General features: G+C 70.5%; 25 protein-coding genes and 1 riboswitch. Of the genes, 10 read left to right on the top strand and 15 right to left on the bottom strand.

What is annotated here, in order from left to right; translation table 11 throughout:
* Positions 1 to 20: 20 nt before the first annotated feature.
* Positions 21 to 287: a hypothetical protein gene (locus tag ACZ56V_RS00940; protein ID WP_398913084.1), complete on the top strand. Its 267-nt coding sequence runs from the start codon at positions 21 to 23 to the stop codon at positions 285 to 287.
* Here the strand turns inward: ACZ56V_RS00940 and ACZ56V_RS00935 are convergent.
* The 6 genes from ACZ56V_RS00935 to ACZ56V_RS00910 form a co-directional block, all read right to left on the bottom strand.
* Positions 200 to 1213, bottom strand: coding sequence for a ribonucleotide-diphosphate reductase subunit beta (locus ACZ56V_RS00935; protein ID WP_467381699.1), 1014 nt, complete (start codon positions 1211 to 1213; stop codon positions 200 to 202). The genes ACZ56V_RS00940 and ACZ56V_RS00935 overlap by 88 nt on opposite strands.
* A complete protein-coding gene (locus tag ACZ56V_RS00930; RefSeq protein ID WP_468938203.1) occupies positions 1213 to 3588 on the bottom strand; it encodes a ribonucleoside-diphosphate reductase subunit alpha in 2376 nt (791 codons plus the stop codon). Before ACZ56V_RS00930 ends, ACZ56V_RS00935 begins: the two co-directional genes overlap by 1 nt.
* Before the next feature lie 122 nt (positions 3589 to 3710).
* Positions 3711 to 3854, bottom strand: a riboswitch (cobalamin riboswitch).
* 101 nt (positions 3855 to 3955) lie between these two features.
* A complete protein-coding gene (locus ACZ56V_RS00925; RefSeq protein ID WP_356360346.1) occupies positions 3956 to 4462 on the bottom strand; it encodes a GNAT family N-acetyltransferase in 507 nt (168 codons plus the stop codon).
* A 71-nt stretch (positions 4463 to 4533) separates the two neighbouring features.
* Entirely contained in the window at positions 4534 to 6144 is a 1611-nt protein-coding gene (mctP, locus tag ACZ56V_RS00920) for a monocarboxylate uptake permease MctP (RefSeq protein ID WP_468938199.1), read from the bottom strand.
* Entirely contained in the window at positions 6141 to 6437 is a 297-nt protein-coding gene (locus ACZ56V_RS00915; RefSeq protein ID WP_398913076.1) for a DUF3311 domain-containing protein, read from the bottom strand. The genes mctP and ACZ56V_RS00915 overlap by 4 nt, the downstream gene beginning before the upstream one ends.
* 145 nt (positions 6438 to 6582) lie before the next feature.
* Positions 6583 to 7347 carry a GntR family transcriptional regulator gene (locus tag ACZ56V_RS00910; RefSeq protein ID WP_468938195.1) on the bottom strand — a complete coding sequence of 255 codons (765 nt, stop codon included), beginning with the start codon at positions 7345 to 7347 and terminating at the stop codon, positions 6583 to 6585.
* A gap of 455 nt (positions 7348 to 7802) precedes the next feature.
* Between ACZ56V_RS00910 and dasA the strand changes: the two genes are divergently transcribed.
* The 4 genes from dasA (at position 7803) to ACZ56V_RS00890 (ending at position 12475) form a co-directional block, all read left to right on the top strand.
* Positions 7803 to 9080, top strand: a complete 1278-nt coding sequence (dasA, locus tag ACZ56V_RS00905; protein WP_356360352.1) for a N,N'-diacetylchitobiose ABC transporter substrate-binding protein DasA — start codon at positions 7803 to 7805, stop codon at positions 9078 to 9080.
* 88 nt (positions 9081 to 9168) lie between these two features.
* Entirely contained in the window at positions 9169 to 10155 is a 987-nt protein-coding gene (locus ACZ56V_RS00900) for a carbohydrate ABC transporter permease (RefSeq protein ID WP_468938192.1), read from the top strand.
* Complete coding sequence (locus ACZ56V_RS00895) at positions 10152 to 10982, top strand: carbohydrate ABC transporter permease (RefSeq protein WP_356360356.1); 831 nt, start codon at positions 10152 to 10154, stop codon at positions 10980 to 10982. The genes ACZ56V_RS00900 and ACZ56V_RS00895 overlap by 4 nt, the downstream gene beginning before the upstream one ends.
* An 8-nt stretch (positions 10983 to 10990) precedes the next feature.
* Positions 10991 to 12475, top strand: a complete 1485-nt coding sequence (locus ACZ56V_RS00890; RefSeq protein WP_467381694.1) for a glycoside hydrolase family 3 protein — start codon at positions 10991 to 10993, stop codon at positions 12473 to 12475.
* Between the two features lie 222 nt (positions 12476 to 12697).
* Here ACZ56V_RS00890 and nagB read toward each other — a convergent pair whose 3' ends face one another.
* Positions 12698 to 13483 (bottom strand): glucosamine-6-phosphate deaminase, encoded by a 786-nt coding sequence (gene nagB, locus ACZ56V_RS00885; protein WP_398913067.1) that lies wholly within the window; start codon positions 13481 to 13483, stop codon positions 12698 to 12700.
* Positions 13484 to 13629: 146 nt separating this feature from the next.
* Positions 13630 to 14382, bottom strand: a complete 753-nt coding sequence (locus tag ACZ56V_RS00880; RefSeq protein ID WP_398913065.1) for an SDR family oxidoreductase — start codon at positions 14380 to 14382, stop codon at positions 13630 to 13632.
* Between the two features lie 96 nt (positions 14383 to 14478).
* Here ACZ56V_RS00880 and ACZ56V_RS00875 point away from each other — a divergent pair, with 96 nt between their 5' ends.
* The gene (locus ACZ56V_RS00875) at positions 14479 to 15123 is read left to right on the top strand and encodes a TetR/AcrR family transcriptional regulator (RefSeq protein WP_398913063.1); all 645 of its coding nucleotides are present in this window, start codon (positions 14479 to 14481) and stop codon (positions 15121 to 15123) included.
* A gap of 428 nt (positions 15124 to 15551) precedes the next feature.
* Positions 15552 to 17027 (top strand): sensor histidine kinase, encoded by a 1476-nt coding sequence (locus ACZ56V_RS00870; RefSeq protein ID WP_468938186.1) that lies wholly within the window; start codon positions 15552 to 15554, stop codon positions 17025 to 17027.
* Positions 17028 to 17220: 193 nt separating this feature from the next.
* On the opposite strand, the gene ACZ56V_RS00865 is transcribed toward ACZ56V_RS00870, so the two are convergent.
* Both ACZ56V_RS00865 and ACZ56V_RS00860 read right to left on the bottom strand, forming a co-directional pair.
* Positions 17221 to 17478 carry a WhiB family transcriptional regulator gene (locus tag ACZ56V_RS00865; protein ID WP_003973730.1) on the bottom strand — a complete coding sequence of 86 codons (258 nt, stop codon included), beginning with the start codon at positions 17476 to 17478 and terminating at the stop codon, positions 17221 to 17223.
* Positions 17479 to 17798: 320 nt separating this feature from the next.
* A complete protein-coding gene (locus ACZ56V_RS00860; protein WP_356360368.1) occupies positions 17799 to 18767 on the bottom strand; it encodes a diacylglycerol/lipid kinase family protein in 969 nt (322 codons plus the stop codon).
* A gap of 126 nt (positions 18768 to 18893) precedes the next feature.
* On the opposite strand from ACZ56V_RS00860, the gene ACZ56V_RS00855 reads away from it, so the two are divergent.
* The gene (locus ACZ56V_RS00855) at positions 18894 to 19346 is read left to right on the top strand and encodes a hypothetical protein (protein ID WP_356360370.1); all 453 of its coding nucleotides are present in this window, start codon (positions 18894 to 18896) and stop codon (positions 19344 to 19346) included.
* A 46-nt stretch (positions 19347 to 19392) separates the two neighbouring features.
* Here ACZ56V_RS00855 and ACZ56V_RS00850 read toward each other — a convergent pair whose 3' ends face one another.
* The 3 genes from ACZ56V_RS00850 to ACZ56V_RS00840 form a co-directional block, all read right to left on the bottom strand.
* Positions 19393 to 20457 (bottom strand): RNA polymerase sigma factor SigF, encoded by a 1065-nt coding sequence (locus ACZ56V_RS00850; RefSeq protein WP_468938181.1) that lies wholly within the window; start codon positions 20455 to 20457, stop codon positions 19393 to 19395.
* Positions 20458 to 20474: 17 nt separating this feature from the next.
* The gene (locus tag ACZ56V_RS00845; protein WP_003973726.1) at positions 20475 to 20888 is read right to left on the bottom strand and encodes an ATP-binding protein; all 414 of its coding nucleotides are present in this window, start codon (positions 20886 to 20888) and stop codon (positions 20475 to 20477) included.
* Between the two features lie 250 nt (positions 20889 to 21138).
* Positions 21139 to 21399 (bottom strand): UBP-type zinc finger domain-containing protein, encoded by a 261-nt coding sequence (locus ACZ56V_RS00840; RefSeq protein WP_104633712.1) that lies wholly within the window; start codon positions 21397 to 21399, stop codon positions 21139 to 21141.
* Positions 21400 to 21460: 61 nt separating this feature from the next.
* Between ACZ56V_RS00840 and ACZ56V_RS00835 the strand changes: the two genes are divergently transcribed.
* Complete coding sequence (locus ACZ56V_RS00835; RefSeq protein ID WP_468938177.1) at positions 21461 to 23053, top strand: Na+/H+ antiporter; 1593 nt, start codon at positions 21461 to 21463, stop codon at positions 23051 to 23053.
* Positions 23054 to 23087: 34 nt separating this feature from the next.
* On the opposite strand, the gene ACZ56V_RS00830 is transcribed toward ACZ56V_RS00835, so the two are convergent.
* Complete coding sequence (locus ACZ56V_RS00830) at positions 23088 to 23996, bottom strand: 1-aminocyclopropane-1-carboxylate deaminase/D-cysteine desulfhydrase (protein ID WP_398913055.1); 909 nt, start codon at positions 23994 to 23996, stop codon at positions 23088 to 23090.
* Positions 23997 to 24090: 94 nt separating this feature from the next.
* Positions 24091 to 24669: an N-acetylmuramoyl-L-alanine amidase gene (locus ACZ56V_RS00825; RefSeq protein ID WP_468939331.1), complete on the bottom strand. Its 579-nt coding sequence runs from the start codon at positions 24667 to 24669 to the stop codon at positions 24091 to 24093.
* Between the two features lie 339 nt (positions 24670 to 25008).
* Between ACZ56V_RS00825 and ACZ56V_RS00820 the strand changes: the two genes are divergently transcribed.
* Positions 25009 to 26415, top strand: coding sequence for a family 2B encapsulin nanocompartment shell protein (locus tag ACZ56V_RS00820; RefSeq protein ID WP_398913053.1), 1407 nt, complete (start codon positions 25009 to 25011; stop codon positions 26413 to 26415).
* Positions 26416 to 26487: the final 72 nt, after the last annotated feature.

The following is a 26487-nucleotide window of genomic DNA, read 5'->3' as shown; positions in this document are numbered from 1 at the left end:
TCCGGCGCGACAGTGGTGTCATGACCGGAAACCAGATAGAAGGCCTCGTCGGAATGCTCGCGACCTTCGGACTCCTCGTCCTCATGATCCTCCCCTCGGTGATCGGCATCGTGCGCGACCGGCGCATCGACCGCCAGATCAGGGAGGCCCAGGAGGGCCGGGCCCGGGAAGAGGAGACTCGGCAGACGCCTCGGACGACTCAGAAGTCCTCGGACAGGTCGACGGTGCCCTCCACCGCCACCTGGTACGCCGAGGGACGCCGCTCGAAGAAGTTGGTCAACTCCTGAACACCCTGCAGCTCCATGAAGGAGAAGGGGTTCTCGGAGCCGTACACCGGGGCGAAGCCGAGGCGCGTCAGGCGCTGGTCGGCCACGCACTCCAGGTACTGCCGCATCGAGTCGGTGTTCATGCCCGGGAGGCCGTCACCGCACAGGTCGCGCGCGAACTGCAGCTCGGCCTCGACGGCCTCCCGCAGCATGTCGGTGACCTGCTGCCGGAGCTCGTCGTCGAACAGCTCCGGCTCCTCCTTGCGCACGGTGTCGACGACGTCGAACGCGAAGGACATGTGCATCGTCTCGTCCCGGAACACCCAGTTGGTGCCGGTGGCGAGGCCGTGCAGCAGGCCCCGGCTGCGGAACCAGTAGACGTAGGCGAAGGCGCCGTAGAAGAACAGGCCCTCGATGCACGCCGCGAAGCAGATCAGGTTGAGCAGGAAACGGCGGCGGTCGGCCTTGGTCTCCAGGCGGTCGATCGACTCGACCGAGTCCATCCACCGGAAGCAGAACTCGGCCTTCTCCCGGATGGACGGGATGTTCTCCACGGCCGCGAAGGCGGCGGCGCGGTCCTCCGGGTCGGGCAGATAGGTGTCGAGGAGCGTCAGGTAGAACTGGACGTGGACGGCCTCCTCGAAGAGCTGGCGGGACAGGTACAGCCGCGCCTCGGGGGAGTTGATGTGCTTGTAGAGGGTCAGCACCAGGTTGTTCGCGACGATCGAGTCACCGGTGGCGAAGAAGGCCACCAGCCGGCCGATCAGGTGCTGCTCCATGGGGCTGAGCTTCGCGAGGTCGGCCACGTCCGAGTGGAGGTCGACCTCCTCGACGTGCCAGGTGTTCTTGATGGCGTCCCGGTAGCGCTCGTAGAAGTCCGGGTACCGCATGGGGCGCAGGGTCAGCTCGAAGCCCGGGTCGAGCAGGTTCTTGGTGTTCTCGTTCATTACTGGCATGCCTCGCAGGACTCGGGGTTCTCCAGGGAGCAGGCGACCGCTTCGGGGTCCGGGGCCGCCTGCACGGGGACGGCGGCGGCTCGGGCCGCGGCGCGGGCGATCCGGGTCGCCGGGCGCGAGCGCAGGTAGTACGTGGTCTTCAGGCCCTGCCTCCAGGCGTAGGCGTACATCGAGGAGAGCTTCCCGATGGTCGGCGTCTCCAGGAACAGGTTCAGCGACTGGGCCTGGTCGAGGTACGGGGTACGGGCGGCGGCCATGTCGATCAGGGCGCGTTGCGGGATCTCCCAGGCGGTGCGGTACAGCGCGCGCACGTCCTCGGGGACCCAGGAGAAGCCCTGCACCGACCCGTTCGCCTCGCGCAGCGCCTCACGGGTGCGGGCGTCCCACACGCCGAGCCGCTTGAGGTCGTCCACCAGGTAGGAGTTGACCTGGAGGAACTCACCGGACAGCGTCTCGCGCTTGAAGAGGTTGGACACCTGCGGCTCGATGCACTCGTAGACACCGGCGATGGAGGCGATGGTCGCGGTCGGCGCGATGGCCAGGAGCAGGGAGTTGCGCAGACCGGTGGTCGCCATGCGCTCCCGCAGCGCGGCCCAGCGCTCCGGCCAGGCGGGCGCCACGTCGTAGTGGTCCGGGTGCAGCACCCCCTGGGCCGTACGGGTCTTCTCCCAGGCCGGGGCGGGGCCGCTCCGCTCGGCGAGGTCGGCGGAGGCCTCGTACGCGGCGAGCATGATCCGCTCGGCGATGCGGGTGGACAGGGCCTTCGCCTCGGGGGAGTCGAAGGGCAGGCGGAGCTGGAAGAAGACGTCCTGGAGGCCCATCGCGCCGAGACCGACCGGGCGCCAGCGGGCGTTGGAGCGGGCCGCCTGCTCGGTCGGGTAGAAGTTGATGTCGACGACCCGGTCCAGGAAGGTGACGGCGGTGCGGACGGTGGCGTCGAGGCGCTCCCAGTCCATCTCGCCGCTCGCGGGGTCGGCGAACGCGCCGAGGTTGACCGAGCCCAGGTTGCAGACCGCCGTCTCCCCGTCGTCGGTGACCTCCAGGATCTCCGTGCACAGGTTGGAGGAGTGGACGACGTGGCCGGGAGTCGCGGTCTGGTTCGCGGTGCGGTTGGCGGTGTCTTTGAAGGTCATCCAGCCGTTGCCGGTCTGCGCGAGGGTGCGCATCATGCGGCCGTACAGCTCACGCGCGGGCAGCGACTTGCGGGCGAGCCCCGCCTGCTCCGCCCTGCGGTAGGCCGCGTCGAACTCCTCCCCCCACAGGTCGGTCAGCTCCGGCACGTCGGCGGGGGAGAACAGCGACCAGGTCCCGTCGGCGGCCACCCGGCGCATGAACTCGTCCGGCACCCAGTGCGCGAGGTTCAGGTTGTGCGTGCGGCGGGCGTCCTCGCCGGTGTTGTCCCGCAGCTCCAGGAACTCCTCGACGTCCGCGTGCCAGGTCTCCAGGTAGACCGCCGCGGCACCCTTGCGGCGGCCGCCCTGGTTCACGGCGGCGACCGAGGCGTCCAGCGTCTTCAGGAACGGGACGATGCCGTTGGAGTGCCCGTTGGTGCCGCGGATCAGCGAACCCCGGGCGCGGACGCGGGAGTAGGCGATGCCGATGCCCCCGGCGTGCTTGGAGAGGCGGGCGACCTGGTGGAGGCGGTCGTAGAGGGAGTCCAGCTCGTCCCTGGGGGAGTCCAGGAGGTAGCAGGACGACATCTGGGCGTGCCGGGTGCCGGAGTTGAAGAGGGTGGGGGAGGAGGGCAGGTAGTCCAGGCGGCTCATCAGGCCGTACAGGGCAGCGACCTCGTCCACGGCCCGCGTGGTGTCGTCCTCGGCGAGTCCGGAGGCGACCCGCAGCAGGAAGTGCTGGGGCGTCTCGACGGCCTTGCGGGTGATCGGGTGGCGGAGCAGGTAGCGGCTGTACAGGGTGCGCAGCCCGAAGTAGCCGAAGCGGTCGTCGGCGTCCGGATCGACCAGCGCGTCGAGGCGGGCCGCGTGCAGCCGGACGAACGCGGCGGTGCGGTCGGCGATCAGGCCCTCGCGGTGGCCGGTGGCGACCGAGTCGGTGAAGGTGACGACGCCCTGGGAGGCGGCCTCGGCGCGGATGCCGATGGTCAGCAGCCGGGCGGCCAGCCGGGAGTAGACCGGGTCCTCGGAGATCAGACCGGCGGCCGCCTCCGTGGCCAGCTCGCGCAGCTCGGCCTCGTCGGCATGGGCGGACCGGCCCCGCAGCGCGGCGGCGGCCACCCGGCCGGGGTCGGCTCCGGGGAGGTCGGCGGTCAGCCCGGTCAGGGTCCGCAGCAGGGCGGCACCGGGTCCGTCGGGTTCCCCGGTCGCCGTCACCGGGTTCGCTGAAGCCGGATCGGCTGGCGCGATGGTCACGTGGAGCACTCCCTCGCTCGGCACGGGGCCTGGCGGAGGGCAGGGGGGCTCACGAGCGCGCACGGCGTCGCGTCCACCGGCCCACTCCACGAGGCCCGGACGTCATGGCACCCGGACCGGGACGGCCGGGCGCACTGTCGGCAGGTCCTCGGACTGGACAGGCGTGCGCGCACGTGCGAAGACGTACGGATGCACGCAAGTACACCGTTGCGGGACAGTTCCGGATTCGCACCGGATTCCCCTGCGGCGACAGCGAGCACGAGCATACATCTTGTGCCGGGCTCCGCCAGTACCCCCAGATGTTGTGTCCGGATGGAGTGTCAGGGGGCGTCTAGGGTCGGCGTCAGAGCGTCAGAGCGTCAGAGCGTCAGAGCGTCAGTTCGTAGGTGAGCAGCATGATGCCGTCCAGCTCCGGCAAGGGGTTCCAGTCGCGGGCGGGGGTGCGGACGAAGCCCAGCCGTTCGTAGAGGCGGTGGGCGGTGTGCATGGCGCGCTGGGTCGACAGCACGACACCCGTGCAGCCCGCCACGGACCGGGCGCGGTCGACGCAGGCCCGCACGAGGGCCTCGCCGGCCCCGCGGCCGCGTGCCTCGCGGGCGACGGCGAGCATGCGTATCTCGGCCTCGCCGGGACGCGCGATGTCCGCCATGGGGCCGCCGGACGGCACGAAGGTGACGCCGCCGAGCACCCGCCCCTCCGCCGCGGCGACCAGCACCTCGGCGGCCGCCGCCCGCTTGGCCACGTCGCGCAGCTCGTCCAGGTAGGAGTCGCTCTCCCCGAAGTCGAGGAGGCCGTCGCGCAGGTAGGCCTGCGCGGTGATTTCGCCGAGGGTGTCGTACTCCTCGGCCGTCGCCCGTCGGATCACGAAGTCCATGACGCCGAGTGTGCCCGACGGGTACGACAACGGGCCGCCGGATTTCTCCGACGGCCCGCTGAAGTCTGCCGCTAGTGCGAGCTGCCCGCCGTGGCCGGCGGCAGTTCCACCTGGAGGCCGGGGTCGCCGGCGTCCGCCGTGTAGTCGCTCGGCTTGGTCTCGTCGACGCCGTCGGGCGCCTTGACCGCCCTCAGGACGAAGGTCAGGACCACGGTGACCAGGACGTTCAGCACGAAGGCGGTGAGACCGATGTAGCCGATCTCGCCGATGCCGGGGATCTCGTCGGAGGAGCCGCCGAAGTGCTTCTGCGTCGGCGAGGCCACACCGTAGGCGGCGACCGTGCCGTAGACCATGCCGACCGCCCAGCCGCCGAGCAGCGCCCAGCGGTGGAACCAGCGGGTGAACAGGCCGCCGACCAGGGCCGGGAAGGTCTGCAGGATCCAGATGCCGCCCAGCAGCTGGAAGTTGATCGCGACGGTCTTGTCCATGCCCAGGACGAAGATCAGCGCGCCCACCTTCACCAGCAGCGACACCAGCTTGGAGACCTTCGTCTCCTGTGCCGGGGTGGCGTCGGGCTTGATGAAGTCCTTGTAGATGTTGCGGGTGAAGAGATTCGCGGCCGCGATCGACATGATCGCCGCCGGAACCAGGGCGCCGATGCCGATCGCCGCGAAGGCCACGCCCGCGAACCAGTCCGGGAACATGTTCTCGAACAGCTGCGGGATCGCCAGCTGGCCGTTCTTCACCTTGACCCCGGCCGCGATCGCCATGAAGCCGAGGAGCGCGAGCAGGCCCAGCATCAGCGAGTACAGCGGCAGGATCGTGGTGTTGCGGCGGATCACCTCACGGCTGCGCGAGGACAGCGTGGCGGTGATCGAGTGCGGGTACATGAACAGCGCGAGCGCCGAACCGAGCGCCAGGGTCGCGTACGTCCACTGGCCCCCCGCGTTCGGTACCACTCCGCCCGCCCCCGTCTCGGTGAACTTGTCGCTCGCCGACGCGAAGATGTCGTCGAACCCGCCCAGCTTGATCGGGATGTAGATGATCGCCACCGCGATGACGATGTAGATCAGCGTGTCCTTCACGAACGCGATCAGCGCGGGCGCGCGCAGTCCCGACGAGTAGGTGTACGCCGCCAGCACGCCGAAGGCGATCAGCAGCGGCAGGTCCTTGACGAACCAGTTGGTGTCCTCGCCGCCGCCGACGCCCATCACGTCGAGGACGGCCTGGATGCCGACCAGCTGGAGCGCGATGTACGGCATGGTCGCCAGGATGCCGGTGACGGCCACCGCCAGCGACAGGCCCTTGGAGCCGAACCGGCCGCGCACGAAGTCCGAGGTCGTCACGTAGCCGTGCTTGTGCGAGACCGACCACAGGCGGGGCAGGAAGGTGAAGATCAGCGGGTAGACCAGGATCGTGTACGGCACCGCGAAGAAGCCGGACGCGCCCGCCGCGTAGATCGCCGCCGGGACGGCCACGAAGGTGTACGCCGTGTACAGGTCGCCGCCCAGCAGGAACCAGGTGACCCAGGTGCCGAACGAGCGGCCGCCGAGGCCCCACTCGTCGAGGCTGTGCTCGTTCTCGGCCCGGCGCCAGCGGGCGGCCAGGAAGCCCATGGCGGTGACGAGGACGAAGAAGAAGATGAAGACGGCGAGTGCGACGCCGTTCACGCCGTCGTTCATCGCGACTCACCACCCTTCGGGGTGGAGGGGGCGGAGGCGGCGGGGGAGTGGGTGGCGCGTCCGCGCTGGTCGCGCTGCCACAGCTTGTACGCGGTCACCGTCAGCAGGGTGGAGATCAGCACCCAGGCCATCTGGTACCAGTAGAAGAACGGGATGCCGATGAAGGTCGGATCCGTCTTCGCGTACGAACCGACCCACAGCATGGCGACGAACGGTGCGACGAGACAGAGCCCGATGACCACGCGCACCGGCGTCACCACCGGCTCTCTGCTCGCCTCTGTGTCTTCTGGCATGCGCGGCTCCGTCCCCTCGCTGATCACCTCGTGCAGTGCGCACGAAATGTAGGTGACGGTGTCAAGACAGCGGAAGACCTCGTCCGTATATCGGTCCTCAACCGCAACTTCGCGCCCGCGCGCGAGGGGGTATGCCGGGTATGTCCTAGTCCTGGGGCCGCTTGAGGCGGGCCACGAACTTGTAGCGGTCGCCCCGGTACACCGAACGCACCCACTCCACCGGCTGACCGGTGCGGTCCTGCGAGTGCCGGGAGAGCATCAGCATGGGCAGGCCCACGTCGGTGCCGAGCAGGCTGGCCTCGCGCGGGGTGGCCAGGGAGGTCTCGATGGTCTCCTCGGCCTCGGCGAGATGGACGTCGTACACCTCGGCGAGCGCGGTGTAGAGGGACGTGTACTTCACCAGGGAGCGGCGCAGGGCGGGGAAGCGCTTGGCGCTGAGGTGGGTGGTCTCGATCGCCATCGGCTCGCCGTTGGCCATGCGCAGCCGCTCGATGCGCAGCACCCGGCCGCCGGCCGTGATGTCCAGCAGTCCGGCGAGCCGGTCGTCGGCGGTGATGTAGCCGATGTCCAGCAGCTGCGAGGTGGGTTCGAGCCCCTGGGCCCGCATGTCCTCGGTGTACGAGGTGAGTTGCAGCGCCTGCGACACCTTGGGCTTGGCCACGAAGGTGCCCTTGCCCTGGATGCGCTCCAGGCGGCCCTCGACGACCAGCTCCTGCAGGGCCTGGCGCACCGTGGTGCGCGAGGTGTCGAACTCGGCGGCGAGGGTGCGCTCCGGCGGGACCGGTGTGCCCGGTGTCTGGGTCCGGGTCATGTCGAGCAGATGCTTCTTCAGACGGTAGTACTTGGGCACGCGCGCGGTACGGACGGTCGCCCCACCCTCGTTCTCCGCACTGCTGACGTCGGTGCTCATGCTCTGCCTTCCCGGCTCCGGGTGCCGAAGCGACCGCTATCCCTGTCGGCCACGGCTCACATCGTGGCACGGCTTCGTGCCGGGATGGCCCCCGCACGCTCCGTGATCCCTTCTGTATACCCGCGGGAACACCCTTGGTCTAGTCCACAGGCGAGTCGGACGTCGCTGGTACGCGCGTTCGGAGTCGTCTCCGCACCTCATTCGGTGGGGGGTGGTACACCCGGTCCCGGTCCGCCCGATCTGTCGCTTGCGCAATGAAAGGTCCCTGCATATCTCGGTCCCATCACGGACGACGGGACGGAGTTTGAACACCCTTGACAGTCCTATTGGTCTGGGCCAAGCTCCCCGTACTGGTCTACACCATTGGTCCAGGTCCCGGCCCCATGGGCGGTCCGCGTCGACGAGCAACCGCGGGGAGGCAGGGGGGTTGTGTGGCATCCCTGAGGAGGGTTGGCGTGAAGCGCAAGCTTATAGCCGCGATCGGTATCGCGGGCATGATGGTCTCCATCGCCGCATGCGGGGGCGACAGCGACGACGACGGCAAGAAGGCCGGGGCCGACGGTTACGCCGGCGAGACGCTCACCGTCTGGGTGATGGACGGCTCCTCCCCGGACGACTGGCAGGCGGACCTCGCCAAGGAGTTCGAGGCGAAGACCAAGGCCAAGGTCAAGTTCGAGATCCAGAAGTGGAACGGCATCCAGCAGAAGCTGACCACCGCCCTCTCCGAGGAGAACCCCCCCGACGTCTTCGAGATCGGCAACACCCAGACCCCGGCCTACGCCAAGACCGGCGGCCTCGCCGACCTGAGCGACCTCAAGGGCGAGATCGGCACCGACTGGTCCGAGTCCCTCAACAAGTCCGCCGTCTTCGACGGCAAGCAGTACGCGGCCCCGTGGTTCGTGGTCAACCGCGTCGTCGTCTACAACAAGAAGATCTGGGCGGACGCGGGCATCAAGGAACTGCCCAAGACCCGCGACGACTTCTACAACGACCTCAAGACCATCGGCGAGAAGACCGACGCCGAGCCGATCTACCTGCCCGGCCAGAACTGGTACCACTTCGTGGGCCTGGTCATCGGCGAGGGCGGCGAACTGGTCAAGAAGGACGGCGACAAGTACGTCTCCAACCTCTCCGACCCGAAGGTCGCCGCAGCCACCGAGACCTACAAGAAGTTCCAGGCCCTGTCCAAGGCACCCAAGGACAAGGACGAGGCCACCCCGCAGCAGGGTGAGATCTTCGCCAAGGGCAAGACCGGCGCCTTCATCGGCATGGGCTGGGAGGGCGCCACGGCGATCGCCACCAACCCGGCGATCGAGAAGGACCTCGGCTACTTCACCATCCCGGGCCCCACGGCGGACAAGCCCGAGGGTGTCTTCCTCGGCGGCTCCAACCTGGCCGTCGCCGCGGGCAGCAAGAAGCAGGACCTCGCCAAGGAGTTCCTGAAGCTCGCGCTCTCCGACAAGTTCGAGGGCGGGCTGGCCAAGGCCAACGGCGTCATCCCGAACAAGGAGGCGCTGCAGAGCAACCTGAAGGGCAACGCCGCCGCCGAGGCCGCCGCACCCGCCGCCGGGACCGGTGACACCACCCCGCTGATCCCGGAGTGGGCCGCGGTCGAGAACGACCCGAACCCGATCAAGACGTACCTGACGGCCGTCATGAAGGGGAAGTCCCCGGCCGAGGCCGCCAAGCAGGTCGAGGGCGAGTTCAACAAGCGCCTGGCGCAGCAGCAGTAGCACCGGGTGAGCCGGGGCGGGGGCCGGCACACGACGGCCCCCGCCCCGGCGTCGAGGTGAACAGGTCGAGAAGAGAGAGACCCCGAGCATGACCGTGCAGACCGAACGGCCGCCCTCAGGCCCGTCGGACGTCCGCAAGGCGGACGGTGGGGGAAGCGGCGGGCCGAGAGCGAGAGCCGCGTCGCGGGTCGGCGCGCTGGCCCCGTATCTGCTGCTGCTGCCCGCCGCCGCGGCCACCGTGCTGCTGCTCGGCTGGCCGCTGCTGAAGGACGGCCTGCTGTCCTTCCAGAACCTCAACATGGCGCAGCTGATCCAGCACGTCACCGAGTGGACCGGCTTCGACAACTACAAGGAGGTCCTCACCGGCGAGGACTTCTGGCGCGTCACCCTCCGCTCGATCATCTTCACGGCGGTCAACGTCGTCCTCACCATGGTGGTGGGCGGTCTGATCGGCCTGCTGCTCGCCCGCCTCGGCAGGGCGATGCGGTTCGTGCTGATGATCGGCCTGGTACTGGCGTGGGCCATGCCGGTGGTCGCCGCGACCACCGTCTACCAGTGGCTCTTTGCCCAGCGCTTCGGCGTCGTCAACTGGGTGCTCGACAAGCTCGGCTGGCACTCCATGGCCGACTTCAGCTGGACCGGCAGCCAGTTCTCGACCTTCTTCGTCGTCACCGTGCTGATCGTGTGGATGTCCGTCCCGTTCGTCGCGATCAACCTCTACGCGGCGACCACCACCATCTCCGACGAGCTGTACGAGGCGGCCGCCCTCGACGGGGCCGGCGCGTGGCGCAGCTTCACCTCGGTCACCCTGCCGTTCCTGCGCCCGTTCCTCTACGCGACGACGTTCCTGGAGGTCATCTGGATCTTCAAGGCGTTCGTGCAGGTCTACACGTTCAACGGCGGCGGACCGGACCGTCTCACCGAGATCCTGCCCGTCTACGCCTACATCGAGGGCGTCGGCAACCAGCACTACGGCATGGGTGCGGCGATCGCGGTGCTGACCATCCTGATCCTGCTCGGCCTGACCGCGTACTACCTCAGGATCGTGCTCAAGCAAGAGGAGGACGAGCTGTGAAGCGCTCGCTCTTCGGCCGCGTGTGGCCCAACGTCACGGCCGTCGTCCTGTTCATCGGCCTCGTCTTCCCCGTCTACTGGATGTTCGCCACGGCCTTCAAGCCGACCGCGGACATCATCTCGGAGGACCCGGTCTGGTTCCCGACCGACGTCACCTTCGAGCACTTCAAGACCGCGACGGAAGCCGACCACTTCTGGACGTACGTCAGCAACTCGCTCATCGTCACCGTCTGCGCGGTCGTCTTCTCGCTGATCATCGCGCTGGCCGGGTCCTTCGCCCTGGCGCGGATGCGGTTCAAGGGGCGGCGCGGCTTCATCGTCGGCTTCATGCTCGCCCAGATGGCGCCCTGGGAAGTCATGGTCATCGCGATCTACATGATCGTGCGCGACGCCTCGATGCTGAACAGCCTGGTGCCGCTCACGCTCTTCTACATGATGATGATCCTGCCCTTCACCATCCTGACGCTGCGCGGCTTCGTCGCCGCCGTGCCGAAGGAGCTGGAGGAGTCCGCGATGGTCGACGGCTGCACCCGGGTCCAGGCCTTCCGCCGCGTCATCCTGCCGCTGCTCGCCCCGGGCCTGATGTCCACCTCGATGTTCGGCTTCATCACCGCCTGGAACGAGCTCCCCCTCGTCCTGGTCGTCAACAAGGAGGCGGAGTCCCAGACCCTGCCGCTGTGGCTGACCAGCTTCCAGACCGTCTTCGGCGACAACTGGGGTGCGACCATGGCCGCCTCCTCCCTGTTCGCCATCCCGATCCTGATCCTCTTCGTCTACCTCCAGCGCAAGGCCGTCAGCGGCCTGACCGCCGGCGCCGTGAAGGGATAGCACCACCGATGACGACCCTCGCGAGGGCCACCGACACCCTCACGCGCGACGCGCTCACCGTCCTCCAGCCCGGCTTCGCCGGCACCACCGCCCCCGACTGGCTGCTGCGCCGCATCGGCGAAGGGCTGGCGTCCGTCGCCCTGTTCGGGCGCAACGTCACCTCGCCGGAGCAGGTGGCGGCCCTGACCGCGCAGCTGCGCGCCGAGCGCGAGGACCTGCTGGTCGCGATCGACGAGGAGGGCGGCGACGTCACCCGGCTCGAGGTGCGCACCGGCTCCTCCTTCCCCGGCAACCACGCCCTCGGCGCGGTGGACGACGTCGGGCTCACCCGCGCGGTGGCCGCGGAACTGGGCCGCCGGCTCGCCGCCGCGGGCGTCAACTTCAACTGGGCGCCGTCCGCCGACGTGAACTCCAACCCGGACAACCCGGTGATCGGCGTGCGGGCCTTCGGCTCCGACACCGATCTGGTCGCCCGGCACACCGCCGCCTACATCACCGGGATGCAGTCCGCGGGCGTGGCCACCTCCGCCAAGCACTTCCCGGGCCACGGCGACACGGGCATCGACTCCCACCACGCCATGCCGCGCATCGACGTGGGCGCCGACGTGCTGGCCGAACGCGACCTGGTCCCCTTCCGCGCCGCCATCGCGGCCGGCAGCCGCGCGGTGATGAGCGCCCACATCCTGGTCCCGGCCCTGGACCCGGAGCTTCCGGCAACGTTGTCCCGGCGCATCCTGACCGACCTGCTCCGGGGCGAACTGGGCTACGACGGGCTCATCGTCACCGACGGCATCGAGATGAAGGCCATCGCGGGCACGTACGGCATCGAGCGCGGCACCGTCCTGGCCGTCGCCGCCGGTGCCGACGCGATCTGCGTGGGCGGCGGCCTGCACGACGAGGGCACCGTACGGCGGCTGAGCGACGCGCTGGCCGAGGCCGTCCGCGCGGGTGAACTGCCCGAGGAGCGGCTGGCCGACGCGGCGGAACGCGTCCGGTCCCTGTCCCGCTGGGCCGCGGCGAACCGTCCGGCCGACGGGGCTTCGGACGCCGCCGACGGCGACGTGGGCCTGCGCGCGGCCCGCCGCGCGCTGCGCGTCACCGGGGACTTCGCCCCCCTCACCGAGCCGCCGTACGTCGCCGCGCTCACCCCGGTGGCGAACATCGCGGTCGGCGACGAGACGCCCTGGGGCGTGGCCGCCGAGCTGTGCCGCCTGCTGCCGGGCACCGAGACCGGCAGCTTCAACGGGGCCGACGCCGGCCGCGAGGCGCTGGCCGCGGCGGGCCCCCGCCGCATCGTCGCCGTCGTCCGGGACGAGCACCGCCACCCGTGGATGGCGGCGGCCCTCGACGTCCTGCTGGCGGCCCGCCCCGACACGGTCGTCGTCGAGATGGGCGTCCCGCGTGCGGAGCCCCGCGGCGCCGTCCACCTCGCCACCCACGGCGCGGCCCGCGTCTGCGGCCGAGCGGCGGCGGAGGCCCTCGCGGGCGTCTGACCAACCCCCGCCCTCACACCGAAGGCGCCGGACCCGTGACGGGACCGGCGCCTTCGGTGTGAGTGTCGGCGCGGCGGCACGGCACGGGCACGGGCATGGGCGCGGCGGGCCCGGCCCTGACACACGAAGGCGCCGGGTCCCCGTGGGGAACCGGCGCCTTCGCACGTGAGTGACCGTCCCGTGAGGCTCCGCGCGCGGGACGGGGAGAGCCGGGGGGAAACGTCAGATGCCCTGCCAGTCCGGCTTGTGGGCGTAGGTGTGCCGGAAGTAGTCGGCGAGCTTCAGCTTGGACGCGGCGGCCTCGTCGACGACGACCGTGGCGTGCGGGTGCAACTGCAGCGCGGAGGCCGGGCACACGGCCGCGACCGGGCCCTCGACGCTCGCGGCGACCGCGTCGGCCTTGCCCTCACCGGTGGCGAGCAGTACCACGTGCCGGGCCTCCAGGATGGTGCCGATGCCCTGGGTGATCACGTGGTGCGGCACCTGCTCGATGTCGCCGTCGAAGAAGCGCGCGTTGTCGACCCGGGTCTGCTCGGTCAGGGTCTTGATCCGCGTCCGCGAGGCGAGCGAGGAGCACGGCTCGTTGAAACCGATGTGCCCGTCGGTGCCGATGCCCAGCAGCTGGAGGTCGACCCCGCCGGCGCCGCCGAGCGCCCGGTCGTAGGCCTCGCACGCCGCCTGCACGTCCGCGGCCGTCCCGTCGGGGCCCATGAACGCGTCCATGCCGATGCCCAGCGGTTCGAGCACCTCGCGCCGCAGCACCGAGCGGTACGACTCCGGGTGCTCCGCGGCCAGCCCCACGTACTCGTCGAGCTGGGCGATCCGCGCCCGCGCGGTGTCCACGGCACCCGAGCGCACCTTGGCCGCCAGCGCCTCGTACACGGGCAGCGGCGTCGAGCCGGTGGCCACCCCGAGCAGGGCGTCGGGCTTGCGCCGGAGCAGCTGTGCCATGGCTTCGGCTATGAGTTCGCCGCCCGCCTTGGCATCGGGAACGATGACAACTTCCACGCTGGCCTGCCGTTTCGAAGAGAGGACTCACCCGGGGCCCGGGACTGGCTATGTGGTTTAGACCAATCTAACAGAGCAGGCCCGCGCGGTCTCGCTGAAACGGTCAGGCGAGTGGTGGTGTGACGGCGTGTGCGCCGGCGGGGGTGTCAGGTCAGTGAACCTCCCGTGGCGTCCACCCAGCTCCCCGTGACCCATCGGCCCCCGTGCGAGGCGAGGAACGCGACGACGTCGGCCACCTCGGCGGTCGACCCCACCCCGCCGAGTGCGGAGAGCGCGGCGGCCCGCCCCCAGCCGTCCGGGCTCCCGTGCAGCAGCTCGGCCGTGTTGTCCGTGTCGATGATGCCGGGCGCCACCGAGTTCACCGTGATGCCGCGGGCGCCGAGCACCTTGGAGAGGTCGCGCGAGAACACGTCCAGCGCGCCCTTGGTCATCGCGTACGCCATGTTGTCGGGCATCACGGCCGTACGCGCCAGGCCCGACGAGATGTTGACGACCCGGCCGCCGTCGCGCAGCCGGTGCATGCCGTGCTTGAGGATGAAGAACGGCGCCTTCACGTTGACGGTGAAGACCGCGTCGTACTCCGCCTCCCCTATCTCCCCGATGGGGCGCGTGTTGCCGATCCCCGCGTTGTTCACCAGGACGTCCAGGCCGTCGGCGTGTCTGTCGAACTGCTCCCACAGCGCCTCGGCTGCACCCGGAGCGGCCAGGTCGGCCCTGACCGTGAACGCCGAGCCGCCCGCGGCCTCGATCGCGGCGACCGTCTCCCTCGCCGCCGCCTCGCTCCGCCCGTAGTGCACCCCGACCCGCGCGCCGTCGCGGCCCAGCCGCTCCGCGATGCCCCGCCCGATGCCCCTGCTCGCCCCTGTGACGAGTGCCGTCCTGCCCGTCAGCACGCCCATTCCGTCGCCCCCTTCGCATTTACTAGTGGTCGCTACAGAAATGACCGTACAGGTGCCGGGCGGACTTTTTCTAGTGAGCGCTATAAAATGCACCCCATGGTGAGCGGTGAGAAGAGTGAACGGTCCGGGTCGCCTGCTCGGAGCGGTGCGGCCAGGACCCGCGGCCGGCCGCGCTCCTTCGACCGGGCGACGGCGCTGGAGGCCGCGCTGCTGGCGTTCTGGGAGCACGGCTACGAGGCCACGTCCGTCTCCGACCTGACACGGGTCATGGACATCGGCGCCCCGAGTCTCTACGCCGCCTTCGGCGACAAGCGCTCGCTCTTCGAGGAGGTCGTCCAGGAGTACGGCCTGCGGTACGGCTCCTTCGGCGACCGTGCCCTCGCCGAGGAGCCGACCGCGCGCGCGGGTATAGAGAGGATGCTGCGCGAGGCCGCCGCCGAGTACACGGCCCCCGGCCGGCCGCACGGCTGCCTCGTCATCCACGCGGCCGCCAACTGCTCGACCGCCGAGGTCGAGGAGTCCCTGCGGGAGCGGCGCAACGCCAACATCGCCGCCATCGAGCGCCGGATCGACGCCGACGTGGACGAGGGCGTACTGCCGCCGGACACCGACGCCGCCGCCCTCGCCCGGTACACCGGCGCGATGATCCAGGGCATGTCCCAGCAGGCGCGCGACGGCGCGAGCCGGGCGGAGCTGGAGGCACTCGCGGAAATTGCCCTGGCGGTCTGGCCCCGAGGTTGAGCCATCAGGGTTAGGCTTCTGGCGGCTGCCCGGACGGTGGTGCGGGCGGCGGAAGTCACCAACAACAAACAACGTCCACCGCATGGACACGGTTAGTGGTCTAGTCCACAATGGACAGCGAGGCACCGACCGTGTCACTCGCGCAAGGTGATCGTCAGGCTTCCGTCCTCCCCGCACAGGAGGACGGACCGAGGAACCGGAGCTCTCTGCCCTGACTGCCCCGGCTCCTCATCCTTCGGCCGACCGGGACCGCACACCCCACGGCCGATGTTGCTCCGGGCTGCGGTGCCGGGAGGGTTGAGGGTCCCTCTCAGGCGCCGCGGCCCGCGGGTGTTTCCGGGAGTCTGCCGGGCCGCGTCCGGGGGGCGGGGAGCCGTGCGGAGTGGCTGGTTTCGATCACTGTCCGTACCGCCAGGTACGCTCAGCCCGTGCCCTCCATGAACGAACTCGTACGCCAGCACACCGCGCTCGACGACAGCGACCTCGAGTGGCTCCATCTGCTGGTCTCGGAGTGGCAGCTTCTCTCCGACCTCTCCTTCGCCGACCTGGTCCTGTGGGTCCCCACCCGGGACGGCACGCGCTACGTCTCCGTCGCCCAGATGCGGCCCAACACGGGTCCCACCTCCTACCAGGACGACATGGTCGGCCACCTCGTCCCGCGCGGTCGGCGCCCCATGCTGGACGCCGCCCTGGACGAGGGCCGCATCGTGCGCGAGGGCGACCCCGAATGGCGCGAGGAGGTCCCGGTCCGCGTCGAGTCCATCCCGGTACGCCGCCAGGGCCGCGTTCTCGGGGTCATCGCCCGCAACACCAACCTGCTCACCGTGCGCACCCCGAGCCGCCTGGAGCTGACCTACCTGCAGAGCGCCTCGGACCTCGCCCAGATGATCGCGGCCGGCGCCTTCCCGTTCGAGAACCAGCAGGTCGACATGGACGCCTCGCCCCGCGTCGGCGACGGCCTGGTCCGGGTCGACGGCGACGGCATCGTCCAGTACGCCTCGCCGAACGCCCTGTCGGCCTACCACCGCATGGGCCTGGCCGCCGACCTGGTGGGCCAGCACCTGGGCCGCACCACCGCCGAACTCGCCCCCTCCCGCGGCCCGGTGGACGAGGCGCTCGCCAAGGTCGCCAGCGGCTGGGCGCCGCGCGAGTTCGAGATCGAGGCGCACGACGGGGTGATCCAGTTCCGCGCCATCCCGCTCAAGCCCCAGGGCACCCGCATCGGTTCGCTGGTGCTCCTGCGGGACGTGACGGAACTGCGCCGACGTGAACGCGAGTTGATCACCAAGGACGCCACCATCCGGGAGATCCACCACCGGGTGAAGAACAACCTCCAGACCGTGGCGGCCCTGTTGCGCCTCCAGGCCCGGCGCATCGAGTCCGACCGGGGCCGCGAGGCGCTGGAGGAGGCCGTCCGCCGGGTGGGCTCGATCGCGATCGTGCACGAGACGCTCTCCCAGAACCTGGACGAGCGCGTGGAGTTCGACGAGATCGCCGACCGCGTGCTCGCGATGGTGGCGGAGATCTCACCGGGCAAGGTCACCGGCCGGCGCACCGGACGCTTCGGCATCCTCGACGCCGAGGTCGCCACCCCGCTGTCCATGGTCCTGACCGAGGTGCTGCAGAACGCCCTGGAACACGGCTTCCGGGACGGCGACACCGGCACGGTCGAGGTCTCCGCGGTGCGCGGCGGTACGACGAAGGAGGCCCGGCTGCTGGTCACCGTCCAGGACGACGGCGTCGGCCTGCCCGAGGACTTCGACCCGCACCGCTCCGGCAATCTGGGCCTGCAGATCGTCCGCACCCTGGTGGAGGGCGAGCTGGGCGGCACCTTCGACATGGTCCCCGCCTCGGAGCGCGGCACCCGGGTGATCCTCGACATCCCGGTGCCCGCGGAGAAGTAGGCCGCGGAAGCAGCACGGGGCGTAGGGGCGCGGGCACAGCAAAAAGCCCCGGACCGGTGAAGGTCCGAGGCCAGTGCTCGTGCGATACATCGTCCGATGCGCATCGGGGGTACTGCGCGCTGCGGCTCGGGAGCGGGGGATGCGTACTCGCTGTACGCGCCGCCAAGCTGAGGCTGTCAGTAGGGGTGGGTTGTCAGGCGGAGGCCTGACGAGCCCGGTTGCGGGCGGCACGGCGCTTCATTGCGCGGCGCTCGTCCTCGCTGAGACCACCCCAGACGCCGGAGTCCTGGCCGGACTCGAGCGCCCACTGCAGGCACTGCTCCATGACGGGGCAGCGACGGCAGACGGCCTTGGCTTCCTCGATCTGCAGCAGCGCGGGACCGGTGTTGCCGATGGGGAAGAAGAGCTCGGGGTCTTCCTCGCGGCAAACGGCGCGGTGACGCCAGTCCATGGCTGCTACCTCTCCTTGGTATTACATGCTGGGATGCTTGTGAATGTGAACGCTTTCACGAATCCCTCAACAAGGGAAGGGCCTAGCGCCAGGTTCCCTGGCGTGGTCCTGTGGTTTGAAGAGGGGTTCCGGTGATCTGTGGATGCCGGTCCTGCGGGCTGTCCCGATCGCCAAGAAGAGACTCGCAAACCTCGGCGGCGGATACAACCCCTTCCGGAAAGTTTTTTTTGATTCTTCGGTGTCGACTAGGTCACAGCCGTACTTCCATGGGGTGGACCCTGGTCTAAACGTTCGAGTGAAAGGACTTTCGCCCCTTCTGCTCACACAATCACACGCAGTGCACGGCGTACGCCTGTGAACGTCACGCTGGTTCGCAACCCCAGGTGGTCACCGTCCATCTGGAGGGGCAGGGGCACCTTCGAATGCAAGGTGAAGTCGGTCAGATCGTGCAGGGCGACCGCGTGCCGACCGCGCGGCCCGCGCTCGGGGGACGAAGTGAGCAACTGGGTGCCATACCGGGCAACCGAGGCCGTCGACAGCCGGCTGAGGCCGAAGACGTCGAGCGCGGTGTCGAACGACGCCTCGGGGGAGGCGTAGATCGGGCGGTTGCCGAGGAACGTCCACGGGCAGGTGTTCGAAACTATGGAGAGCACCAGATCGGTGACCGGGTCCTCGCCCGCCCGCTCCAGGGTGATCGTCCCGCTGCGGCGGTGCGGCTCGCCGATGAGCTGGCGCACCACCTGGCGGACGTAGAGGGCGTGCGTCGACTTCTTGCCGCGCTCGCGGTGCTGCTCGACGCGGCCGACCACGCCGGCGTCGAACCCCAGACCGGCGTTGAAGGTGAACCAGCGGGCCGGGACCGCCTCGTCCTCCGAGCCCGGCGTACCCGACGCCAGGCCCAGACCGACGGTGCGCTCGCTGCCTTGGCGCAGGGCGTCCAGCAGCGCCCCGGTGGCCTCCACCGCGTGGTTGGGCAGGCCGAGGGCGCGGGCGAAGACGTTGGTGGAACCGCCGGGGACCACCGCGAGGCCGGGCAGGTGCTCGGGGTCGGGTCCCGCGTGCAGCAGGCCGTTGACGACCTCGTTCACCGTGCCGTCGCCGCCGAGGGCCACCACCAGGTCGACGTCGTCGCTCTGTGCCGCCTGCCGGCCGAGGTCGCGGGCGTGGCCGCGGTACTCGGTGGTGACCGCTTCCAGTTTCATCTCGCTCGCCAGCGCGTGGATCAGCACGTCGCGCGTGCGCGCACTCGTGGTGGTTGCCGCCGGATTGACCACGAGAAGTGCACGCATGGTGTGCAGGGTACCTACTGGGTGGTACTCGGCCCAGACCGAGGTGAAGATCCCCACCGCACCCCGTGCGCGTGATACGCCCGACACCCGGGCGGGCGCGCACAGGCCGAGGGCTACCCTTCAGGGGTGAGCAGTGAGCAGACCCCCGCCCCCACCTCCGCGGCCGCCGAAGAGGCCGGCCCCCGCCCCGGCCGGCTGACCGCCGCGGCCGCCGTCGCCGCGCTGGAGGGGCTGGCGCTCGTCGTCGGCGGCGCCTGGATGCTCGTGGAGGGCCTCACCGGGCACCCCGACGACCGGACCGCGGCCGTCACCGGCGGCGTCACCCTGATCGTCCTTGCCCTGCTGCCGCTGCTAGCCGCCCGTGGACTGATCGGCCGGAAGGGCTGGAGCCGGGGGCCCGCCGTGATCACGCAGATCATGGCGCTGCCCGTCGCCTACAACATGGTGCGGGCCGACAGCCTGGCCGTCCCGGCGGGCATCGTGCTCGGAGTGGTGGCCGTCGCCGGGCTGGTGCTGCTCGTCAACCCCACCACCACCCAGGCCCTGGGCATCCGGGGACCGGGCGGCGCCGGGAAGTAGCTCCGGGCGCCCGACGACGGCGCCCGGGCGGTACCCGGCCCGGCGGCTACTCCTCGACCAGCAGCTTCTCCCGCAGCTGTGCCAGCGTGCGGGCCAGCAGCCGGGAGACGTGCATCTGCGAGATCCCGACCTCTTGCGCGATCTGGGACTGGGTCATGTTGCCGAAGAAGCGCAGGAGCAGGATGCGCTTCTCGCGCGGGGGCAGGTCTTCGAGGAGCGGTTTGAGCGACTCCCGGTACTCGACCCCTTCGAGGGCCTCGTCCTCGGCGCCGAGGGTGTCGGCGACCGCCGGGGACTCGTCGTCGGTGTCCGGGACGTCCAGGGACAGCGTGGAGTACGCGTTGGCCGACTCCAGGCCCTCCAGGACCTCCTCCTCCGAGATCGACAGCTTCTCGGCCAGCTCGTGGACCGTGGGGGAGCGGCCGTGCAGCTGGGAGAGCTCAGCCGTGGCCGTCGTCAGGGCCAGCCGCAGCTCCTGGAGGCGGCGCGGGACGCGCACCGCCCAGCCCTTGTCCCGGAAGTGCCGCTTGATCTCGCCGACGACCGTCGGGGTCGCGTAGGTGGAGAACTCCACCCCGCGGTCCGGGTCGAAGCGGTCCACCGACTTGATCAGCCCGATGGTGGCGACCTGGGTGAGGTCGTCCAGGGGCTCACCGCGGTTGCGGAAGCGGCGCGCGAGGTGCTCGACCAGCGGCAGATGCATGCGGACCAGCCGATTGCGCAGCTCCGCGTACTCCGCGCTGTCCTTCGTCAGCGTGCGCAGCTCGGCGAACAGGAGGCGCGCACCGCTGCGGTCCTGCGAGTCGTGCCGGGTGCCCTGTGCGCCCCGTGCGCCCGGCGCGTGGCCCTCGGAGTGTCGCTCGTGCTCGCTCATCGTCCCGCCCGTCGCCCTTTCCCGAGCCCTCGCCTCCGCTCGGACGGGCCGGACCGGGGTCTCCCCGGTCCGCTGCCCGTCGCCCGGAACGACGGCCTCGGGCGAGGTCTCGTCCTCCGGATGCGGCCGGGCCTGCTCGGGGATGCCGTCGATGCCGTCCGCCGTGCGTCGCGCCTCGTTCGGAGAACGTGTGCCCTCGGCCGGCAGCTCCCGTGTACCGCGCTCTTCGTCCCGCACCGGCCCGTCCCCGTCCCTCACGTCGGCCCGGGTCCCGCGCCGCGCTGTTTGTAGAGGCTGATCGAAACGGTTTTGTCCTCGTCCACGGCGGAGGAGACCTTGCCCGCGAGGGCGGAGAGCACCGTCCAGGCGAAGGTGTCCCGCGAGGGGGCGTGGCCGTCCGTGGTCGGCGCCGAGACGGTGACTTCGAGTGAGTCGTCGACGAGGCGGAAGACACAACTGAGCACCGAGCCGGGCACGGCCTGCTGAAGCAGGATCGCGCAGGCCTCGTCGACTGCGATGCGCAGGTCCTCGATCTCGTCGAGGGTGAAGTCCAAACGAGCTGCGAGGCCGGCCGTCGCCGTACGCAGCACCGACAGGTAGGCACCCGCGGCCGGCAGCCGGACTTCGACGAAGTCCTGGGTCGCGGGCTCGCCTGCGATCTGGGACACCCTCACCTCCAAGGTGGTACAAGCGTTACAGGGCCGAGGGACGCCCCTCGGGATAACGCGATACGTGGTTCAGCGGTGACGTTATCGCGCTCCGAAGTTTCCTGTCCCCGAGACCCCAACCCCATGCTGTCACTCATAGTAAACACGCGAACACGCACAGTGGCTAGGGGGTGGGCGGGCTCAAATCGGAAGAGCGCGCGCCGGGTTGACGTACCCAGACGTCAGACGGTCGAACCGTCCCGGGCAGAGGTCACACGAGGACGTGATCGACGAAGCACCAGCGCCAGCTCTCCCCGGGCTCGAAGGTCCGCATCACCGGGTGACCGGTCTCCTTGTAATGCGCCGTCGCGTGCTGCCTGGGCGAGGAGTCGCAGCAGCCGACATGGCCGCAGATGAGACACAGCCTCAGCTGTACCGGGTCCGTGCCCTCGGCCAGGCACTCCGGACAGGTCTCGCCGCACGGCTCGGGTTCCGGGTGCGGCAGCGCGTCGGCGTGCGTGCACTGTTTCATGATTGCCAGGTTACGACGGGCGTGCGGATGACCGCGCGGAGAACGAGGGCGGGCGAGGACCATGGACGTGATGCCGCTGCTGTTGCTGGTGGCGGGCAGCACAGTGATCGCCGCGGCGGGACGGCGCGTGCCGGTGCCGGCGCCGCTGCTGCTGGTCGCGGCGGGCCTGGCGGTGAGCTACCTGCCCGGCGTGCCCGACTACACCCTCGACCCGCACATCGTCCTGCCCCTGCTGCTGCCCCCGCTGCTCCACACGGCGGCCACCGACAGTTCGTACCTGGACCTGCGGGCGCAGGCCCGGCCCGTGGCCCTGCTGTCCGTCGGCTACGTGCTGTTCGCCACCTTCGTCGTCGGCTGCGCCGCCTACGTCATCGTGCCGGGCCTGCCGCTGACCGCGGCCCTGGTGCTCGGCGCGGTGGTGGCGCCCCCGGACGCGGTCGCGGCCACGGCGGTCGCCCGCCGCGTGGGGCTGCCCTCCCGGATCACCACGATCCTCCAGGGCGAGTCCCTGGTGAACGACGCCACCGCCATCACCGCCTTCAAGGTGGCGCTCGCGGCGGCCGTCGGCGAGGGCGCGACCTGGGCCGGCGGGATCGGCGAGTTCCTGATCGCGGCGGTGGGCGGCGTCGGCGTCGGACTGGTCCTGATGGTGCCGCTGCACTGGCTGCGCACCCACCTGAAGGAGGCGCTGCTGCAGAACGCGCTCTCCCTGCTGATCCCGTTCGTCGCCTACGCGGTGGCCGAGCAGGTGCACGCCTCGGGGGTGCTCGCGGTGGTCGTCGTCGCGCTCTACCTCGGGCACCGCGCGTGGGAGGTCGATTTCGCCACCCGGCTCCAGGAGGAGGCGGTGTGGAAGATGGTCGCATTCGTCCTGGAGTCGGCCGTGTTCGCCCTCATCGGACTCCAGCTGCCCGTCGTCCTCAAGGGCTTGGGCGAGTACGAGGGGATCGACGCCGCCTGGTACGCCCTCGCCGTGTTCCTGGTGGTCGCCGTGGCGAGGTTCGTGTGGGTGTACCCGGCGACCTACCTGCCCCGGCTGTCGGCACGGGTACGCGCGCGCGAGGGCGACCTCTCCTGGAAGGGGCCGTTCGTGATCGGCTGGGCCGGGATGCGGGGTGTGGTCTCCCTGGCCATCGCCTTCTCCATCCCGCTCACCGTGCACGGCGGCGAGCCCTTCCCCGAGCGCAACCTCGTCCTGTTCCTCACCTTCACGACCGTCATCGGCACGCTGGTCGTCCAGGGCGTCAGCCTGCCGCCGCTGATCCGGCTGCTGAGGTTCCCGGCGCACGACGTGCAGGCCGAGACGCTGGCGGAGGCCAACGCCCAGGCGCAGGCCTCGCGGGCCGCGGAGCGGCGCCTGGACGAGCTCCTGGCCGACGAGCGCAACGCCCTGCCGACCCCGCTCGCCGACCGCCTGCGCACGGTCCTGGAGCGCCGCCGCAACGCCGTCTGGGAACGGCTCGGCCAGGTCAATCCCGTCACCGGCGAGACCGTCGACGACACCTACCGGCGGCTCTCCAGGGAGATGATCAGCGCCGAGCGCGAGGTCTTCGTCCGGCTGCGGGACGGCCGCTACATCGACGACGAGATGCTCCGGACACTGCTGCGCCGGCTGGACCTGGAGGAGGCGGCGGCCTACCGGGAGACCACCTGAGCGTGCCCACCCGGCGCGGCGGCCGGCGGCCCGCTCAGGGGAACGGGCGGCCGGTGACGACCGCGGCCAGGGTCGTCCCGCGCGGGAAGGCGCCCTCCTCGGTGAGGGCGAGCAGGGCGTACAGCAGCTTCGCCACGTAGACGCGCTCCACGGGCAGGCCGTGGCGGCGTTCGAAGTCCTCGGCGAAGTCGTCCAGCCCGGGCGTCGTGCGGGCGTAGCCGCCGTGGTGGAAGCGGTCGTCCAGGCTCCAGGCGCCGCGCGGCCCGCCGAAAGCGTGTTCCTGGAGCCGCCGTATGTCGCCCGCCAGGAAGTCGCCCCTGAGCACGGGTATGCCGAGGGCTCGCCGCCCCCGGGGAAGTCCGGCGGCCAGCCCGGCGAGGGTGCCGCCGGTGCCGCAGGCGACGGCGGCCACGTCGGCGTGGTCGCCCAGTTCCTCGCCCAGGGCGCGGCAGCCGCGTACGGCCTGCGCGTTGCTGCCGCCCTCGGGGACGACCACGGCGTCCTCGGCGTCCACCGCGCGCAGGAGGGCCGCCAGGGTCTCCGGTTCGGACTTGCGCCGGTACGTCGCGCGGTCGATGAAGTGCAACCGCATCCCGTCGGCGGCGCACCGGGTCAGCGAGGGGTTGAGCGGGCGGCCGGCCAGCTCGTGACCGCGGACCACGCCCACCGTGGGCAGCCCGAGCAGCCGGCCCGCGGCCGCCGCGGCCCGCAGGTGGTTGGAGTAGGCGCCGCCGAACGTGACGACGGCACGGCCGCCCGCCGTGGCGAGAGTCGGCGCCAGTTTGCGCCATTTGTTGCCGACCAGCTCGGGGTGGATCAGATCGTCCCGCTTGAGCAGCAACCGGACACCGTGCCGCTCGAACCGTCCGTCGGCCACCTCGTGCAGGGGCGAGGGCAGACGGGGCCGCAGGGCGGTGAGGTCGGGGGTGTCGGTGCCGGTCACCCCGTCATTGTCGCGCCGCCGCGCGGCGGACACCTCACGTCGTCCGGGCCCTGGCCGCTCGGATCGACCTCCGGTTGCTCGGGCCGGTCCCGGATCATTTCAGCCGGTCCCGGATCCGCTCCCGCATCGCCGCCATGGTGAACCCGCGCGGGTCCACCTTCCCCGGCTGCCACTCCAGGTGACCGATGACGGACCGCTCGTTCCAGCCGTGGTGGCGGCACACCGCCGCGGCGGCCCGCTCGATGGCCTCCAGCTGCGCCGCCGGCCAGGGGTCGTCGCCGTCGCCCAGGTTCTCGCACTCGAAGCCGTAGAAGTGCCGGTTGCCGTCGGTGTTCGCCTCGTTGTCCCGCGGCAGCGCCTTTTCCGCGATCACCGCGCGCAGGACGTCGTCGTCGCCGAGACCGGCGTGATTGGCCCTGCCGTACCCGACCAGGTGGACCTTGCCGTCCTTGGTGACGACGCCGTGACACAGGGGGCCGGGCAGGCTCTCGTGGCCCGTGCGGCAGATGTCCACCGTCCGCCCGCTGCCCCTGGTGACCGTGTGGTGGATCATCACACCGTGCACGGGGCCCCAAGGGCCCTTGTGGTTGCGGTTGTGGTCCCGCCAGTCGCCGACCTCGACGACGGTGAGGCCCTCCGCCTTCAGTGCCTTGAGGAAATTGCTCGCGGACATGGGTGAGGCCACGCTCGGCTCCTTCACGCTGCGTGACGGCCGCCCGATGCCGCCGCCTCGTACGGAGCTTGTACCGAAACGGAGCACCTCCTATTACTTGCTCGGTCCGTGTGCGAATCGTTTCGGCCAATCTCATCCCGGCCAGGGGTGCCCAACAGGGGCCGGACGGAGCCGGACAACACGCCGAGACGCCGGACAAGCCCCCATATCTGCCCCGGCCGCACGTGATCCATTCCCCCTCTTTCGTGTAATAGCACCGGCACGCTCCGTGAGGAAGGCTGGTCCATGCACATCGATGCCGGGCGTAGCCGTCCGGCATGACCGGGAGGGCAATTCCTTATGTCGGTAGGCGAAGAGGTCCGCACCGAGCAGACCAGGCCGCAGCAGAGCCTCGGCACGGCGGCCGCGCGGAACCTGGCCACCACCACCAAGTCCGTTCCCCAGATGCAGGAGATCAGCTCGCGCTGGCTGCTGCGCTCGCTCCCCTGGGTGGACATCCAGGGCGGCACGTACCGGGTCAACCGGCGTCTGACCTTCGCCGTCGGCGACGGTCGCGTGACGTTCGTGAAGACGGGCGACCGCGTCGAGGTCGTCCCCGCGGAGCTGGGCGAGCTGCCGGCCCTGCGGTCGTACGAGGACGACGAGGTCCTGTCGGCACTCGCGCAGCGCTGTGAGCAGCGGGAGTTCGGTCCCGGCGAGGTCATCGCCTCGTTCGGCGGCCGGGCCGACGAGGTCTACCTGCTGGCGCACGGCAAGATCGAGAAGATCGGCACCGGTCCCTACGGCGACGACGCGGTGCTCGGCGTCCTCGCCGACGGCGCCTACTTCGGCGACCAGGCGCTCCTCGACGGGGACGCCATCTGGGAGTTCACCGCCCGCACGGTCACCGCCTGCACGGTGCTGGTGCTGCCCCGCCAGGAGGTGGAGCAGGTCGCGGAGCGGTCGGACTCGCTGCGCGAGCACCTGGAGCAGCGGCGCTCGATCCCGGAGCAGCGCACCAACAAGCACGGCGAGAAGGAGATCGACCTCGCAGCCGGCCACACCGGCGAGCCGGACATCCCGCACACCTTCGTCGACTACGAGGCCCGGCCCCGTGAGTACGAGCTGAGCGTCGCCCAGACCGTGCTGCGCATCCACTCGCGCGTGGCCGACCTGTACAACCAGCCGATGAACCAGACCGAGCAGCAGATCCGGCTGACGGTCGAGGCGCTGAAGGAGCGCCAGGAGCACGAACTCATCAACAACCGTGAGTTCGGCCTGCTGCACAACTGCGAGTACGACCAGCGCATCCAGCCGCACGACGGCGTGCCCGGTCCGGACGACCTCGACGAACTGCTGAGCCGCCGGCGCGGCACCAAGCTGCTCCTCGCCCACCCGCGTGCCATCGCCGCCATCGGCCGCGAGCTCAACAAGCGCGGTCTCGTCCCCGAGACGATCGACGTCGCCGGGAACCGCATCCCGACCTGGCGCGGTGTGCCCATCTACCCGTGCAACAAGATTCCGGTCACCGAGGCCCGTACGTCGTCGATCATCGCGATGCGTACCGGCGAGCAGGACCAGGGTGTCATCGGTCTGCGGGCCACCGGCATCCCGGACGAGATCGAGCCGAGTCTGTCGGTCCGTTTCATGGGCATCAACGAGCAGGCCGTCATCAAATACCTGGTCACGGCCTACTACTCGGCCGCCGTCCTGGTACCGGACGCGCTCGGCGTCCTGGAGAACGTCGAGATCGGCCGCTGGCGGTGACGCCACTGTCCCGAACGCCGTGTCCCCGCCCTCCCGGGCGGGTACACCCCCGGGGTACGGACGGGCCCAGGG

This window comes from Streptomyces sp. NPDC034099, from assembly GCF_055575415.1.
This window is presented reverse-complemented; position numbering and strand designations above follow the sequence as displayed.